This is a genomic window from Paracidovorax citrulli (genome assembly GCF_900100305.1).
GTDB classification, from domain to species: Bacteria; Pseudomonadota; Gammaproteobacteria; order Burkholderiales; family Burkholderiaceae_C; genus Paracidovorax; species Paracidovorax citrulli.
This window is the reverse complement of record NZ_FNEY01000015.1, coordinates 43,479-56,476: the sequence shown is the minus strand read 5'-3', so window position 1 is coordinate 56,476 and position 12,998 is coordinate 43,479. Positions and strand designations below refer to the sequence as shown.

Here is a 12,998-nt window from a genome sequence, read left to right as displayed (position 1 = left end):
CACACGCGCCCGACTTTCACTTCGGGGCGCCTGCAGCGGTAGCCTGGGCGAACGCATCGATGATGCGGCGCAACGGCTCGCGCTTGAGCTTGAGCGCGGCCTGGTTCACCACGAGATGCGAGCTGATGTCCATGATGCGCTCCACTTCCACCAGGTGGTTGGCGCGCAGCGTGCTGCCCGTCGAGACCAGATCCACGATCGCATCGGCCAGCCCGGTGAGCGGGGCAAGCTCCATGCTGCCGTAGAGCTTGATCATGTCCACGTGTACGCCCTTGGCCGCGAAGAACTCGCGGGCGATGGTGGTGTACTTGGTGGCCACGTTGAGGCGGGCCCCCTGCTTCACGGCGCTGGCGTAGTCGAAATCCTGCCGCACCGCCACGCTCACGCGGCACTTGGCGATCTGCAGGTCCAGCGGCTGGTAGAGGCCCTGGCCCCCGTGCTCGATGAGCGTGTCCTTGCCCGTCACGCCCAGGTCCGCGCCGCCGTACTGCACGTAGGTGGGCACGTCGGTGGCGCGCACCAGCACCACGCGCACCTCGGGCCGGTTGGTCGGCAGGATCAGCTTGCGGGATTTCTCGGGGTCTTCCAGCACCTCGATGCCGGCGGCTGCCAGCAGCGGGAGGGTTTCGTCGAAGATGCGGCCCTTGGACAGGGCCAGGGTGATCACGTCGCCCGGGGTCGTCATGCCTTCACCCTTTCGATATCGGCGCCCAGGGCGCGCAGCTTGCCTTCCATGCAGTCGTAGCCGCGGTCGAGGTGGTAGATGCGGTCCACCGTGGTCTGGCCCGTGGCCACGAGGCCGGCGATCACCAGGCTCGCGGAAGCGCGCAGGTCGGTGGCCATCACGGTGGCGCCCGACAGCAGCGCGCCCGTGTCGCCGAGCCCCTCGATCACCGCCACCTTGCCGTCGGCCTGGATGCGCGCGCCCAGGCGCAGCAATTCGTCCACGTGCATGAAGCGGTTCTCGAAAATGGTCTCGGTCACGCGCGAAGTACCCTGCGCCACCACGTTGAGCGCCATGAACTGCGCCTGCATGTCCGTGGGAAACCCCGGGTACTCGGTGGTGCGGAAGCTCTGCGCCTGCAACTGGCCCGCGCCCGGGCTGCGCACGCGGATGCCGCCATCGACGGCCTCCACGGTGACGCCCGCGTCGCGCAGCTTGTCGATGACGGCGTCCAGGTGGTCGGCGCGGCCATGGCGCAGCAGCGCCTCGCCGCCCGTCGCGGCCACCGCGCACAGGAAGGTGCCGGCCTCGATGCGGTCGGCCACCACGCGGTGCGTGCAGCCGTGCAGGCGCTCCACGCCCTGCACCCGGATGCGGCTCGTGCCGTGGCCCTCGATCTGCGCGCCCATGGCGATGAGCATCTCGGCCAGGTCCACCACCTCGGGTTCCTGGGCCGCATTCTCCAGCACGGTCTCGCCATCCGCCAGCGTGGCCGCCATGAGCAGGTTCTCGGTGCCGGTCACCGTGACCATGTCGGTGGTGATGCGGGCGCCCTGCAGGCGCGAACGGCCCTCGGGCAGACGCGCGATCATGTAGCCGTGCTCCACCACGATCTCCGCGCCCATGGCCGACAGGCCCTTGATGTGCTGGTCCACGGGGCGCGAGCCGATGGCGCAGCCACCGGGCAGCGACACCGTGGCCTCGCCGAAACGCGCCAGCAGCGGGCCCAGCGCCAGCACCGACGCGCGCATGGTCTTGACCAGCTCGTAGGGCGCCTCGGGCGTGGACAGCGCGCCGGCATCGATGCGCACCGTGCCGCTGCTGGCGCGGTCGTCGCCCTGGGAATGCTCGGCCGCCACGCCCATGTTGCGGATGAGCTGCAGCATGGTCGCCACGTCCTGCAGCCGCGGCACGTTCAGGAGGGTGACGGGTTCGGCCGTGAGCAGCGCGGCGCACAGCTCGGGCAATGCGGCGTTCTTTGCGCCGGAGATCGGCACGTCGCCGCTCAGGGCACGGCCGCCGCGAATCTGGAGTTGGTCCATGGCTTGTTGTTCTGGGGTCTGGAGGACGGGAAGGGGCCGTTGCGCGGATGGTGCAGCGGACGGGGCCCTGCGTTCATTCGCCACGCGGCTGCGCGGCCCATTCGGCGGGCGTGAAGGTCTTCATGGAGAGCGCATGCACCTCGTCGGTGTGCATGCGGCTGCCCAGCGTCGCGTACACCCGCTGGTGGCGCTGGATCGCACGCTTGCCCTCGAACTCCGCGGAGACGATGGTCGCATACCAATGGCGGCCGTCGCCCTCCAGCGTGAGGTGCTCGCAGGGCAGCCCCGCCCGGATCAGGTCTTTGAGTTGGTCGGCGGTCATGTCAGTGGTTCATGTGGGAGGACGGGCACCCGGCCGCACGTGCGGCGCTTCGCGTGCACACGCCCGGGAGGATGGTCATCAGTTCCTGATCTTGTATCCGGTGCGCAGCAGATGCACGGCCAGCGCGCTCACCGCCAGCCAGGCGCTGCCCACGATGGCCAGGCTCAGCCAGGGCGAAGCATCGCTCTGCCCGAAGAAGCCGTAGCGGAACCCGTCGATCATGTAGAAGAACGGATTCAGGTGGCTCACCGTCTGCCAGAAAGGCGGCAGCGACTGGATGGAATAGAACACGCCCGAGAGGAAGGTCATCGGCACGATGATGAAGTTCTGGAACGCCGCCATCTGGTCGAACTTGTCGGCCCAGAGCCCGGCGATCAGGCCCAGCGTGGCCAGCAGCGCGGCCCCCAGGAGCGCGAACGCGGCGATCCACAGCGGCGCGGCGAATTCCGGCCGCGCGAAGCCGAGCGTGGCGATGAACACGCCCAGCCCCACGGCCAGGCCGCGCACCACCGAAGAGCCCACGTAGGCGAAGAACCAGGACCAGTGCGACAGCGGCGTGAGCAGCACGAACACCAGGTTGCCCATGATCTTGCTCTGGATGAGGCTCGACGAACTGTTCGCGAACGCGTTCTGCAGCACGCTCATCATCACGAGGCCCGGCACCAGGAAGGCGGTATAGCTCAGGCGGTCATAGACCTTCACATGGTCTTCCAGCACGTGGCCGAAGATCAGCAGGTAGAGCACGGCCGTGAGCACGGGGGCGGCGATGGTCTGGAAGCTCACCTTCCAGAAACGCAGCACTTCCTTGTAGAACAGGGTCTGCCAGCCGGTCATAGCCGCACCCCGCCTTCGGGCGTTTCCGCGGGCTCGTCCGCCGGAGCGGGCTCGCGCGCGGGATCGGGGTAGCGCCCTTCGGCCATGAGGCCGAGGAACACGTCCTCCAGGTCCGCCTTGCGGATCTCGACGTCGTGCACGCCGATGCCCGCGGCACGCAGGCCCGAGAGGATGCGCTCGATGTCCGCAGCGTCCTGCGCGGGCAGTTGCACCACGCGGCCGGTGACGCGCGCGGCGGCGGCGAGCGCCGGGGGCAACGCGTCGTCGGTCTTGAAGCGCAGCACGTTCGTGGAGGCGGCCTGCAGCAGTTCGGACGTGGTCGAGAGCGCCACCATCCGGCCGCGCTTGAGCATGGCGATCCGGTTGCAGAGCGCTTCGGCCTCTTCCAGGTAGTGGGTGGTGAGCAGCACCGTGTGGCCCGCCTTGTTGAGCCGCGCGACGAAGTGCCAGAGGGTCTGGCGCAGTTCCACGTCGACCCCGGCCGTGGGTTCGTCCAGCACGATGATGGGTGGCTTGTGCACCAGCGCCTGGGCGACGAGCACGCGGCGCTTCATGCCGCCCGAGAGCTGGCGCATGTTGGCGGACGCCTTGTCGGCCAGGCCCAGGCTCTCGAGCAACTCGTCGATCCAGGCGCCGTTGTTCTTCACGCCGAAATAGCCCGACTGGATGCGCAGCGCCTCGCGCACGTTGAAGAACGGATCGAAGACGAGCTCCTGCGGCACGATGCCGAGCTTGCGGCGCGCATCGGCATAGTCGGACAGCACGTCGCTGCCCTGCACCAGCACGCGCCCGCCGGAGGCCCGGGAGAGGCCCGCCAGGATGCTGATGAGCGTGGTCTTGCCCGCGCCATTGGGCCCGAGCAGGCCGAAGAACTCGCCCTCCTCGATGTCGAGGCTCACGCCGTCGAGCGCCTGGAAGGGCCCTTTAGGCGTGTCGTAGGTCTTGGAGACGGACTGGAAGGAGACTGCGGGCATGGGAGCCGGCCATTTTACGGGTCTGGCGCGGATATGCTTGCCGACCTCGTCCATGCCACTTCGGCGGCCTCGCCCATGGCCCCGGCTCCAGGCCCACCTGGCCACGAGCCTGGCTGCGCTCGGGCGTGACGCGGAGGCGGACGCCGCCTATGCGCAGGCGGCGCTCCTGGGGGACGGCGATGGCGCAGGCACTGTCGCCAACCGCCTGCGGTCGCGCATGGGCGACCCGGCCAAGAACGACGTGGCGAGCGTGACGGAGGACATCTTCAGCCTGTCGGGCTGGCTGCAGAGCTTCCGGGGCCAGTGGCGGGAGCGTTCGGACGCTTCGCGCTGAGGCGGGATCGGCTCAATCCGCCGCCGCGGCCACCGCCGGACCGGCAAGCAACTCCCCCACCCCGTACAGCCCGGCCAGCTTGGCCAGGCCCGCGGGCAGGTCTTTCACCTCGAAGCGCCGGTTCTCCAGCAGCGCGGCGCGGCGGCACTCGAGCAGGACCGCCAGGGCCGACGAGTCGAAGGAGGCGAGCGGCGCGGCGTCCACGACGAGGATCTCGTCGCGGTGCGCCTTGAGCCCCTGCAGCAGCATGCGAAGGCAGGCCTCGGCCTGTCGGTGCGTCAGCTCGGTGGGTAGGACCAGCATGGCGGCCGCCCGATGGATGCGTCAGCCCGCCTTGCCGGAGCCGGCGGCGTTGGCCTTGTTGCGCGCCGCCAGGGATTCGATGAGGCCATCGATGCCCTTGGCGTTGATCTCCTGCGCGAACTGCGTGCGGTAGGTCTCGACCAGCCACACGCCCATCACGTTCAGGTTGTAGATCTTCCAGCCCGCGCCGTCGCCCGGGGTCTTCTCCAGGCGGTAGTCGAGCTGGATAGGGTCGCCGCGGCCCAGGATCTCGGAACGCACGAGCACGTCCTTGTCGTCGGCGCCGGCGCGCAGCGGCTTGACCTGGATCGACAGGTCGTTGACCTGGTTGAGGGCGCCCGAGTAGGTGCGCACGAGCAGCGACTTGAATTCGTCCTGCAGGCGCGTCTGCTGCTGCGGCGTGGCCTGGCGCCAGGCCGGGCCCACCGCGGCGGCTGTCATGCGGCGGAAGTTCACGTGCGGCAGGATGACCTTGTCCACCAGCGCGGTGATCTTGTTGATGTCGCCCGACTTGATGCTCTTGTCGCTGCGCACGGTGTTCAGCACGTCGGTGGACAGGCGCTTGATCAGTTCGTCGGGCGTTTCGTCGGCGGCCAGGGCCGCCACCGGCATGCCCAGCCACAGAACGGCGGCAGTGCGGAGGGCGGCATGGCCCAGGGTACGTCGGCTCATCGTCATATCGGTTTCCTTTCTGAAGGCGCGTCCCCGGCGGGGCGCGCCATGTCATGTTCCATTGTGGACGCGGGGCGACGCCCCCATGCGTCTGCCCGGTGCACGGATGCAAGCAACTGCAACGCCGCCCCGGCCTCCGCCGCCGCCCTCAGGGCTTCGGCTCTTCGGGCAGCTTGCCGGCATCCTGGTCGTAGCGCTCCTCGTTGCGCCGGTCCTTCTGCACCGCCTGGCTGCGCACCTGCAGGTAGGCGTCGCGCGTGAAACTGTATTTGTCGAGCGCGGCGCTGTTCAGCACGGAACTCGCGCGCAGCAGGTTGGCTCGCGTGTCCACCGCCCGCAGGGCATAGAGGGCGTTGCGATCGGACACGGGATCGACATAGGTGATCAGGTTGCCCTTGGCATCCACCGGCAGGGCCACCGTGTCGCGCACGGTGGACGGGCCCAGGAACGGCAGCACGAGGTACGGCCCCGTGGGTACGCCCCAGCGGCCGAGCGTGAGGCCGAAATCCTGCTTCGAGCGGTCGATGCCCATCTCGGTGGCGACGTCGAACACGCCGCCGATGCCGAACACGGTGTTCGCGCTGAAGCGCGCGATGCTGTTGAGCGCGCCCTCGCCGCGCAGTTGCAGCGCATTGTTCACGAAGGACCACAGGTCCCCGAGGTTGGCGAAGAAGTTGCTCACGCCAGTGCGCACCAGGCGCGGGGTGACCTCGGTATAGGCGGTGGCGACGGGCCGCAGCAGCACGTCGTCCACCGTGTCGTTGAACCGGGTCACGCCGCGGTTGTAGGGCTCGAACGGATCGCGCGGGTTGGCGTCGGGCCCGGTGGCGCAGCCGGCCAGCAGGCTGGCCACGGCCAGCGCGCAGGCGCTGCCGCGCAGGGACGGGGCCCGGAGAGCTTGGCAATTGGTGGTCATCATTGTTGTCGTCATTTCTTGGAGCCGCCCGCGGAGGCCCCGCCGCCGCCCTCTTCGGCCTTGCCGTAGAGGAACTGGCCGATGAGGTTTTCCAGCACCACCGCGGACTGCGTTGACGTGATGCGGTCGCCCTCGGCGAGGTTCTTTTCGTCGGCACCCGCCTGGATGCCGATGTACTGGTCGCCCAGCAGGCCGCTGGTGAGGATCTTGAGCGAGCTGTCCTTGGGGAAGGCGTAGCGCTTGTCCATCTCCAGCGTCACCTGGGCCTGGAAGGTCTTGTCGTCGAAGGTGATGGAATTCACCCGCCCGACCACCACGCCGGCGCTGCGCACCGCGGACTGGGGCTTGAGCCCGCCGATGTTGTCGAAGAGCGCGGTGACGTGGTAGCCGGACTGCCACTGCACGCGCAGCAGGTTGGCCGACTGCAGGGCGAGGAAGAGCAGGGCCGCACCGCCGAGGAGGACGAAGAGGCCGACCCAGACGTCGTTCTTGGAATGCTGCATGGTGTTTTCTCTCTGAAGGGTTCTTGGGCGCTGCCGCGTCAGATGCTGAACATCCAGGCCGTGAGCAGGAAATCCAGCCCCAGCACCGTGAGCGAGGCCATCACCACGGTGCGGGTGGTGGCGCGGGACACGCCCTCGGGCGTGGGCTTGGCGATGTAGCCCTGCAGCAGGGCGATGAAAGTGACCGTGACGCCGAAGACGAAGCTCTTGAGCACGCCGTTGCCCACGTCCGCCCACACGTCCACCCCGCTCTGCATCTGGCCCCAGAAGGCACCGCCGTCCACGCCGAGCATGACCACGCCGACGATCCAGCCGCCGATCACGCCCACCGCGCTGAACACCGCGGCCAGCAGCGGCATCGCGATCACCCCGGCCCAGAAGCGCGGGGCCAGGATGCGGCGCACCGGGTCCACGGCCATCATCTCCATGGCCGAGAGCTGCTCGCCCGCGCGCATCAGGCCGATCTCCGCCGTGAGCGAAGTGCCAGCGCGGCCCGCGAACAGCAGCGCGGAGACGACGGGGCCGAGCTCGCGCACCAGCGACAGCGCCACGAGCAGGCCCAGCGCCTGCGCGGAGCCGTAGCGCTGCAGCGTGTAGTAGCCCTGCAGGCCCAGCACGAAGCCCACGAACAGGCCCGACACGGAAATGATGGACAGCGAATAGTTGCCCAGGAAGTGCAACTGGTCGCGCACCAGCCCGAAGCGCTGCAGGGTCGGGCCGATCAGGCCGGCCAGACGCACGAACAGCCGCGCCGCGCGGCCCATGTCCGCCAGCAGGCTGCGCGTGGCGAAGCCGACATCGGAAGGTTTCCACCAGCTCATCGCGCGCCTCCGCCCGGGCCGGCCAGCGGCCCGAAATCGTCGGCCACCGAAGGGCCGGGGTAATGGAACGGCACCGGCCCGGTGGGCAGCGCATGCACGAACTGGTGCACCAGCGGATCGGTGCTGGCACGCACCTCGTCGGGCGAGCCCTGCGCGGCGACCACGCCCGGCCCGAGGATGACGACGTGGTCCGCCACGCGGAAGGTTTCCTCCACGTCGTGGGACACGACCAGCGTGGTCAGGCCCATGGCGTCGTTGAGTTGCCGGATCAGCTGCGCGGCCGTGCCGAGCGAGATGGGATCGAGCCCGGCGAAGGGCTCGTCGTAGAGGATCAGCTCCGGATCGAGCGCGATGGCCCGCGCCAGCGCCACGCGCCGCGCCATGCCGCCCGAGATCTGGCTGGGCATCAGGTCGCGTGCGCCCCGCAGGCCCACGGCCTGCAGTTTCATGAGCACGATGTCGCGCACCAGCGCCTCGGACAGGTCGGTGTGCTCGCGCAGCGGAAAGGCCACGTTCTCGAACACGCTCATGTCGGTGAAGAGCGCCCCGAACTGGAACAGCATGCCCATGCGACGGCGCGCGGCGTAGAGCTGCTGCGTGTCCATGCGCGCGACGTCCTGGCCGTTCACCAGCACTTCGCCCTGCTGCGCGAGGTGCTGCCCGCCGATGAGGCGCAGCACCGTGGTCTTGCCCCCGCCGGAGGCGCCCATGAGCGCAGTCACCTTGCCGCGCGGGATGCGCAGCGAGACATCGCGCAGGATCGGGCGCTCACCGTACGAGAACGTGACGTTGCGCAGTTCGACCAGGGGGGTTTCGGACATGCAGAGGGCGTTGGAAATGTCGGTTGGGAACGTAATTGTCGCGGGTGCGGCCGTTGGCGATGCGAGCGATGGTAACGCAAACATACATGCATGCATGTTTGCTGGAATGCGTGGCGGAAGATGGCTATCTTTTCAATAGCAAACCAGAAAGAACCCGCAGGCCCTGGAGTGCCAGTGGAGCGATATTCTCCCGCCAACGGCAGGCCTTCTCACAGCATGCTGCGAAGGAATGCCTGGGTTCGCGCATGTCGCGGATTCGCAAAGAACTCCGCCGACGGCGCGGCCTCGATGATCTCACCCTGGTCCATGAAGACCACGCGGTGGGCCACCTCGCGCGCGAAGCCCATCTCGTGCGTGACCACCAGCATGGTCATGCGCTCCTGGGCCAGCGCGCGCATGGTGCGCAGCACCTCGCCGGTCAGTTCCGGATCGAGCGCGGAGGTGGGCTCGTCGAAGAGCAGGATGTCCGGCTCCATGGCCAGCGCGCGGGCGATGGCCACGCGCTGCTTCTGCCCGCCCGAAAGCCGGCCGGGATAGCTGTCCTGCTTCTCCAGCAGCCCCACCTTGGCGAGCAGCGCCTGCGCGGGCGGCACGGCGGCCTGCCGGGCCACGCGCTTGACCACCATGGGTGCCTCGATGACGTTCTCCAGCACGGTGAGGTGCGGGAACAGGTTGAACGACTGGAACACCATGCCCATGCGGCGGCCGATGCGGCGCACCTCGGCCTCGGGCACGTAGCGGCAGTGGCCGCCGGCATCGGTGGTCGCGAGCGTGTCGCCTTCGATGGCGATGTGGCCGCGGTCGATGGTTTCCAGGTGGTTCAGGCAGCGCAGGAAGGTGCTCTTGCCCGAGCCCGAGGGGCCGATCACGGCCACGGTCTCGCCGCGGCCGAGCGTGAGCGACACGTCCCGCAGCACCGGCAGGCCGCCGAAGGCCTTGTGCAGGCCCCGCGCCTCGATCATGGGCACGGCGGCGGCAGAGAGATCAGGCGTCATGGCGGGCATAGCGTCGCTCCAGGCGCTGGAAGCCCCAGGTCAGCACCAGGGTCATCACGAGATAGAAGGCGGCGGCCACGAGGAAGGGCGTGGTCGTGAAATCGCGCTGCACGATGCCGCGCGCGGCGCGCAGCAGGTCGTTCAGGGCCAGCACGTAGATGAGCGAAGTGTCCTTGACCAGCGTGATGGTCTCGTTGCTCATGGGCGGCAGGATGCGACGCACCATCTGCGGCAGCACGATGCGCCGCATGGTCTGCCCGTAGGTCATGCCCAGCACCTTGGCGGCCTCGTACTGGCCGCGGTCGATCGACTGGATGCCGGCGCGGAAGATCTCCGCGAAATACGCCGCGTAGTTCAGCGCGAACGCCACCACCGCCGCGGGGAAATCCGGCAGGCGCACGCCGATCACCGGCACGAACGGCAGCGCGAAATAGATGAACAGCATCTGCAGCATCAGCGGCGTGCCGCGCATCAGCCAGATGTAGCCGTTGACCAGCCCCGACAGCAGCCCCCAGCGCGACACCCGCGCCAGCGCCAGCGCCAGCCCGAGCGGCACCGCCAGCCCCAGCGTGATCGCGAAGAGCTTCAGCGTGACCGTCGCTCCCTGCGCCAGCGGCCCCAGAAGTGAAAGAACGTAATCCATCTAAGAGCTACAAGAATCCATGGCTGAACAGCTGCAGCCGGCAAAACCAAAGGCACAGGCACTGGCGCGCCCCAATGCCAGCGGCAGCCGCGCAAGGGCCGCCCCGCCGCGCCGGCTGCGTCCCCCTTCCCGCATCGCGCAGCGATGCGGGAGAAGGGAGAAGGCGCAGCGCCTCAGGGGGATGAACGCCGTTATTTGATGATGTTCTTGCCAAACCACTGCGTGGCGATCGTGGCCGCGGCGCCGTCCTGCTTCATGTCGGCGAGCGCCTTGTCGAGGCGGCCCTGCAGCGCGGTGTCGTCCTTGCGCACGCCCACGCCGTATTCCTCGGTACCGAAATGCTCGTCGAGCACGGCATAGTCCTGCGGCTTCTTGGCGACGTAGTAGCGGCCCACCACCTCGTCCACCACCACGGCTTCCAGGCGGCCGGTGGAGAGGTCCATGAGCGCGGTCACGTTGTCGCCGAAGGTCTTGAATTCCTTGAACGACTTGAAGACGGCCTCTTCCTTCTTCACCGCGTCCACGGCGCTGCTGCCCTCCTGCGCGCCGACGATCTTGCCGGCGAGGTCCGCCTTGGTCTTGACCGGGGAGTTGGCCGCCACCACGATGATCTGGTGGTTCTCCATGTAGGGCGCGGTGAAGGCGATGTTCTGCTTGCGCTCTTCGGTGATCGTGAGGCCGTTCCAGAGCGCGTCCACGCGCCTGCCCGACAGTTCGGCCTCCTTGGCGCTCCAGTCGATCGGCTTGAACTCCACCTCCACGCCCATGCGCTTGGCGGCCTCGCGGGCCATGTCGATGTCGAAGCCCACGAGCTGGTTCTTGTCGTCGCGGAAGCCCATCGGCGGGAAATTGTCGTCCAGGCCGATCACGATCTTCGTGACGGCGGCCGCAGGCGTGGCGGGGGTGGAGGCGGCCGGCTGGGCGCTGTCGTTCTTGCCGCAGGCGGCAAGCAGGGCACCGAGGGACACCAGGGCGATGGCGGCGATCTTCTTCATGGCAATGGCAACGAAAAGCCGGCCCGCAGGCCGGCATGGAGCGAAAAAGGGTGAAGGGAAAGGCAGGCCGGCAACAGCGCACAGGGCCTGCGCCGAACGGCAGGCGGGCATGCGTGGCGGCACGGAACCAGCCCGTATTGTCCCCGATCGTCCGCACCGGCTGCGGTACGGCGCGCAACCTTCTCCGCCGCATGCACGGGCAAACCGCGCGCACGCCTTGGCATGCCGGCATGAATTGCTATCAAAAAGATAGCAAAACCCGCATGCCCCACCATGAAAAACGGCGCCCGGGGCGCGGTCGGCATGCCGGGCGGCCCGCTGGCGGGCCGGGCACGGGGGGCTGCGCGTCAGCGCGGCAGGTCGGAGTAACCCATCAGGAACTCGTCCACCGCCCGCGCGGCCTGCCGGCCTTCGCGGATGGCCCACACCACCAGGGACTGGCCGCGGCGCATGTCGCCGGCAGCGAATACCTTGGGCACGTTGGTCGCGTAGCCGCCGGTGAACTCCGTCGTGGCGCGGGCGTTGCCGCGCGCGTCCTTCTCGACGCCGAAGGCCTCCAGCACCGGCGACACGGGGCTCACGAAGCCCATGGCCAGCAGCACGAGGTCGGCCTTGAGCGTCTGCTCGGAGCCGGCCACCTCGACCATCTTGCCGTCCTTCCATTCGACGCGCACGGTCTTCAGGCCCGTGACCTTGCCCTTCTCGCCGATGAATTCCTTCGTGGCGATGGCGAACTCGCGCTCGCAGCCCTCTTCGTGGCTCGAGCTGGTGCGCAGCTTGTAGGGCCAGTAGGGCCAGGTGAGCGGGCGGTTTTCCACCTCGGGCGGCTGGGGCATCAGCTCGAACTGCGTCACGCTCGCGGCACCGTGGCGGTTGCTCGTGCCCACGCAATCGCTGCCCGTGTCGCCGCCGCCGATCACGATGACGTGCTTGCCGTCCGCGCGGATCTGGCCCTTGAGCTTGTCGCCCGCATTCACCTTGTTCTGCTGGGGCAGGAACTCCATCGCGAAATGCACGCCGTCCAGCTCGCGGCCCGGCACGGGCAGGTCGCGGCTCTGCTCGGCGCCACCGGCCAGCAGCACGGCGTCGAACTCGGCCTGCAGTTGCTCGGGCGTCACGGTTTCCCTGGCCCAGTTGGTGACCTTGGAGCCCTTGCCCAGACCGTCCTTGGCCGTGCCGACGAGCACGCCGGTGCGGATCTGCACGCCTTCGGCCTTCATCTGCTCGGCGCGGCGGTCGATGTGCGACTTCTCCATCTTGAAGTCGGGAATGCCGTAGCGCAGCAGGCCACCGATGCGGTCGTTCTTCTCGAAGAGCGTCACGTCGTGGCCGGCGCGCGCGAGCTGCTGGGCGGCCGCCATGCCCGCGGGGCCGGAGCCCACCACGGCCACTTTCTTGCCGGTCCTGTGCTTGGCCGGGCGCGGCTTCACCCAGCCCTCGGCCCAGGCGCGGTCGATGATGGCGTGCTCGATGGACTTGATGCCCACCGGGTCGTCATTCACGTTCAGCACGCAGGCGGCCTCGCAGGGCGCGGGACAGATGCGGCCGGTGAACTCGGGGAAGTTGTTGGTCGAGTCCAGCACGGCCCAGGCGCTCTTCCAGTCCTGCTGGTAGACCAGGTCGTTGAAGTCCGGAATGATGTTGTTGACCGGGCAGCCGTTGTTGCAGAACGGAGTGCCACAGTCCATGCAGCGCGCGCCCTGCAGCTTGGCCTGCGCGTCATCGAGGCCGATGACGAATTCCTTGTAGTGCTTCAGGCGCTCGGCGACGGGCTTGTAGCCCTCCTCGATGCGCTCATATTCCATGAAGCCGGTGGTCTTTCCCATGATTGCGTGTCCTGTCGTTGTGGGGTGCGAAGCGGTGCGTCGTCGGTTCGATC

General features: G+C 68.4%; 16 protein-coding genes. 1 reads left to right on the top strand and 15 read right to left on the bottom strand.

Features of this window, described 5'->3' with window-relative positions; all coding sequences use genetic code 11:
* Nucleotides 1-16: 16 nt before the first annotated feature.
* The 5 genes from hisG to BLR99_RS11950 form a co-directional block, all read right to left on the bottom strand.
* The gene (gene hisG / locus BLR99_RS11970) at nucleotides 17-685 is read right to left on the bottom strand and encodes an ATP phosphoribosyltransferase (protein WP_011794179.1); all 669 of its coding nucleotides are present in this window, start codon (nucleotides 683-685) and stop codon (nucleotides 17-19) included.
* Nucleotides 682-1,986 carry a UDP-N-acetylglucosamine 1-carboxyvinyltransferase gene (gene murA, locus BLR99_RS11965; protein ID WP_011794178.1) on the bottom strand — a complete coding sequence of 435 codons (1,305 nt, stop codon included), beginning with the start codon at nucleotides 1,984-1,986 and terminating at the stop codon, nucleotides 682-684. Before murA ends, hisG begins: the two co-directional genes overlap by 4 nt.
* Before the next feature lie 73 nt (nucleotides 1,987-2,059).
* The gene (locus BLR99_RS11960; protein ID WP_011794177.1) at nucleotides 2,060-2,308 is read right to left on the bottom strand and encodes a BolA family protein; all 249 of its coding nucleotides are present in this window, start codon (nucleotides 2,306-2,308) and stop codon (nucleotides 2,060-2,062) included.
* Nucleotides 2,309-2,386: 78 nt separating this feature from the next.
* On the bottom strand, nucleotides 2,387-3,142 hold the full coding sequence (locus tag BLR99_RS11955; protein WP_011794176.1) for an ABC transporter permease: 756 nt from the start codon (nucleotides 3,140-3,142) through the stop codon (nucleotides 2,387-2,389).
* Nucleotides 3,139-4,116 (bottom strand): ABC transporter ATP-binding protein, encoded by a 978-nt coding sequence (locus BLR99_RS11950; protein WP_041827244.1) that lies wholly within the window; start codon nucleotides 4,114-4,116, stop codon nucleotides 3,139-3,141. Before BLR99_RS11950 ends, BLR99_RS11955 begins: the two co-directional genes overlap by 4 nt.
* A gap of 52 nt (nucleotides 4,117-4,168) precedes the next feature.
* Here BLR99_RS11950 and BLR99_RS11945 point away from each other — a divergent pair, with 52 nt between their 5' ends.
* On the top strand, nucleotides 4,169-4,450 hold the full coding sequence (locus BLR99_RS11945) for a hypothetical protein (RefSeq protein WP_041827243.1): 282 nt from the start codon (nucleotides 4,169-4,171) through the stop codon (nucleotides 4,448-4,450).
* A gap of 12 nt (nucleotides 4,451-4,462) precedes the next feature.
* Here the strand turns inward: BLR99_RS11945 and BLR99_RS11940 are convergent, their stop codons facing one another.
* The 10 genes from BLR99_RS11940 to BLR99_RS11895 all read right to left on the bottom strand — a co-directional run bounded on the left by BLR99_RS11940 (nucleotide 4,463) and on the right by BLR99_RS11895 (nucleotide 12,945).
* Nucleotides 4,463-4,771, bottom strand: coding sequence for an STAS domain-containing protein (locus BLR99_RS11940; protein WP_491893102.1), 309 nt, complete (start codon nucleotides 4,769-4,771; stop codon nucleotides 4,463-4,465).
* Nucleotides 4,772-4,774: 3 nt separating this feature from the next.
* The gene (locus tag BLR99_RS11935; RefSeq protein WP_017439233.1) at nucleotides 4,775-5,431 is read right to left on the bottom strand and encodes an MlaC/ttg2D family ABC transporter substrate-binding protein; all 657 of its coding nucleotides are present in this window, start codon (nucleotides 5,429-5,431) and stop codon (nucleotides 4,775-4,777) included.
* Nucleotides 5,432-5,573: 142 nt separating this feature from the next.
* The gene (locus tag BLR99_RS11930; RefSeq protein WP_011794172.1) at nucleotides 5,574-6,356 is read right to left on the bottom strand and encodes an MlaA family lipoprotein; all 783 of its coding nucleotides are present in this window, start codon (nucleotides 6,354-6,356) and stop codon (nucleotides 5,574-5,576) included.
* On the bottom strand, nucleotides 6,353-6,844 hold the full coding sequence (mlaD, locus tag BLR99_RS11925; protein ID WP_011794171.1) for an outer membrane lipid asymmetry maintenance protein MlaD: 492 nt from the start codon (nucleotides 6,842-6,844) through the stop codon (nucleotides 6,353-6,355). Before mlaD ends, BLR99_RS11930 begins: the two co-directional genes overlap by 4 nt.
* A gap of 38 nt (nucleotides 6,845-6,882) precedes the next feature.
* Complete coding sequence (gene mlaE / locus BLR99_RS11920; protein ID WP_011794170.1) at nucleotides 6,883-7,665, bottom strand: lipid asymmetry maintenance ABC transporter permease subunit MlaE; 783 nt, start codon at nucleotides 7,663-7,665, stop codon at nucleotides 6,883-6,885.
* A complete protein-coding gene (locus BLR99_RS11915) occupies nucleotides 7,662-8,486 on the bottom strand; it encodes an ABC transporter ATP-binding protein (protein ID WP_041827242.1) in 825 nt (274 codons plus the stop codon). The genes mlaE and BLR99_RS11915 overlap by 4 nt, the downstream gene beginning before the upstream one ends.
* Nucleotides 8,487-8,695: 209 nt before the next feature.
* The gene (locus BLR99_RS11910) at nucleotides 8,696-9,490 is read right to left on the bottom strand and encodes an amino acid ABC transporter ATP-binding protein (RefSeq protein ID WP_011794168.1); all 795 of its coding nucleotides are present in this window, start codon (nucleotides 9,488-9,490) and stop codon (nucleotides 8,696-8,698) included.
* A complete protein-coding gene (locus BLR99_RS11905; protein ID WP_011794167.1) occupies nucleotides 9,471-10,124 on the bottom strand; it encodes an amino acid ABC transporter permease in 654 nt (217 codons plus the stop codon). The genes BLR99_RS11910 and BLR99_RS11905 overlap by 20 nt, the downstream gene beginning before the upstream one ends.
* Before the next feature lie 191 nt (nucleotides 10,125-10,315).
* On the bottom strand, nucleotides 10,316-11,119 hold the full coding sequence (locus BLR99_RS11900) for an amino acid ABC transporter substrate-binding protein (RefSeq protein WP_011794166.1): 804 nt from the start codon (nucleotides 11,117-11,119) through the stop codon (nucleotides 10,316-10,318).
* A 347-nt stretch (nucleotides 11,120-11,466) separates the two neighbouring features.
* Nucleotides 11,467-12,945 (bottom strand): glutamate synthase subunit beta, encoded by a 1,479-nt coding sequence (locus BLR99_RS11895; RefSeq protein ID WP_011794165.1) that lies wholly within the window; start codon nucleotides 12,943-12,945, stop codon nucleotides 11,467-11,469.
* Between the last annotated feature and the right edge of the window lie 53 nt (nucleotides 12,946-12,998).

Coding starts and splice junctions, on each gene's coding strand:
- hisG (WP_011794179.1), bottom strand. CDS start 685: ATGACGACCCCGGGCGACGTGATCACCCTGGCCCTGTCCAAGGGCCGC.
- murA (WP_011794178.1), bottom strand. CDS start 1,986: ATGGACCAACTCCAGATTCGCGGCGGCCGTGCCCTGAGCGGCGACGTG.
- BLR99_RS11960 (WP_011794177.1), bottom strand. CDS start 2,308: ATGACCGCCGACCAACTCAAAGACCTGATCCGGGCGGGGCTGCCCTGC.
- BLR99_RS11955 (WP_011794176.1), bottom strand. CDS start 3,142: ATGACCGGCTGGCAGACCCTGTTCTACAAGGAAGTGCTGCGTTTCTGG.
- BLR99_RS11950 (WP_041827244.1), bottom strand. CDS start 4,116: ATGCCCGCAGTCTCCTTCCAGTCCGTCTCCAAGACCTACGACACGCCT.
- BLR99_RS11945 (WP_041827243.1), top strand. CDS start 4,169: ATGCCACTTCGGCGGCCTCGCCCATGGCCCCGGCTCCAGGCCCACCTG.
- BLR99_RS11935 (WP_017439233.1), bottom strand. CDS start 5,431: ATGACGATGAGCCGACGTACCCTGGGCCATGCCGCCCTCCGCACTGCC.
- BLR99_RS11930 (WP_011794172.1), bottom strand. CDS start 6,356: ATGACGACAACAATGATGACCACCAATTGCCAAGCTCTCCGGGCCCCG.
- mlaD (WP_011794171.1), bottom strand. CDS start 6,844: ATGCAGCATTCCAAGAACGACGTCTGGGTCGGCCTCTTCGTCCTCCTC.
- mlaE (WP_011794170.1), bottom strand. CDS start 7,665: ATGAGCTGGTGGAAACCTTCCGATGTCGGCTTCGCCACGCGCAGCCTG.
- BLR99_RS11915 (WP_041827242.1), bottom strand. CDS start 8,486: ATGTCCGAAACCCCCCTGGTCGAACTGCGCAACGTCACGTTCTCGTAC.
- BLR99_RS11910 (WP_011794168.1), bottom strand. CDS start 9,490: ATGCCCGCCATGACGCCTGATCTCTCTGCCGCCGCCGTGCCCATGATC.
- BLR99_RS11905 (WP_011794167.1), bottom strand. CDS start 10,124: ATGGATTACGTTCTTTCACTTCTGGGGCCGCTGGCGCAGGGAGCGACG.
- BLR99_RS11900 (WP_011794166.1), bottom strand. CDS start 11,119: ATGAAGAAGATCGCCGCCATCGCCCTGGTGTCCCTCGGTGCCCTGCTT.
- BLR99_RS11895 (WP_011794165.1), bottom strand. CDS start 12,945: ATGGGAAAGACCACCGGCTTCATGGAATATGAGCGCATCGAGGAGGGC.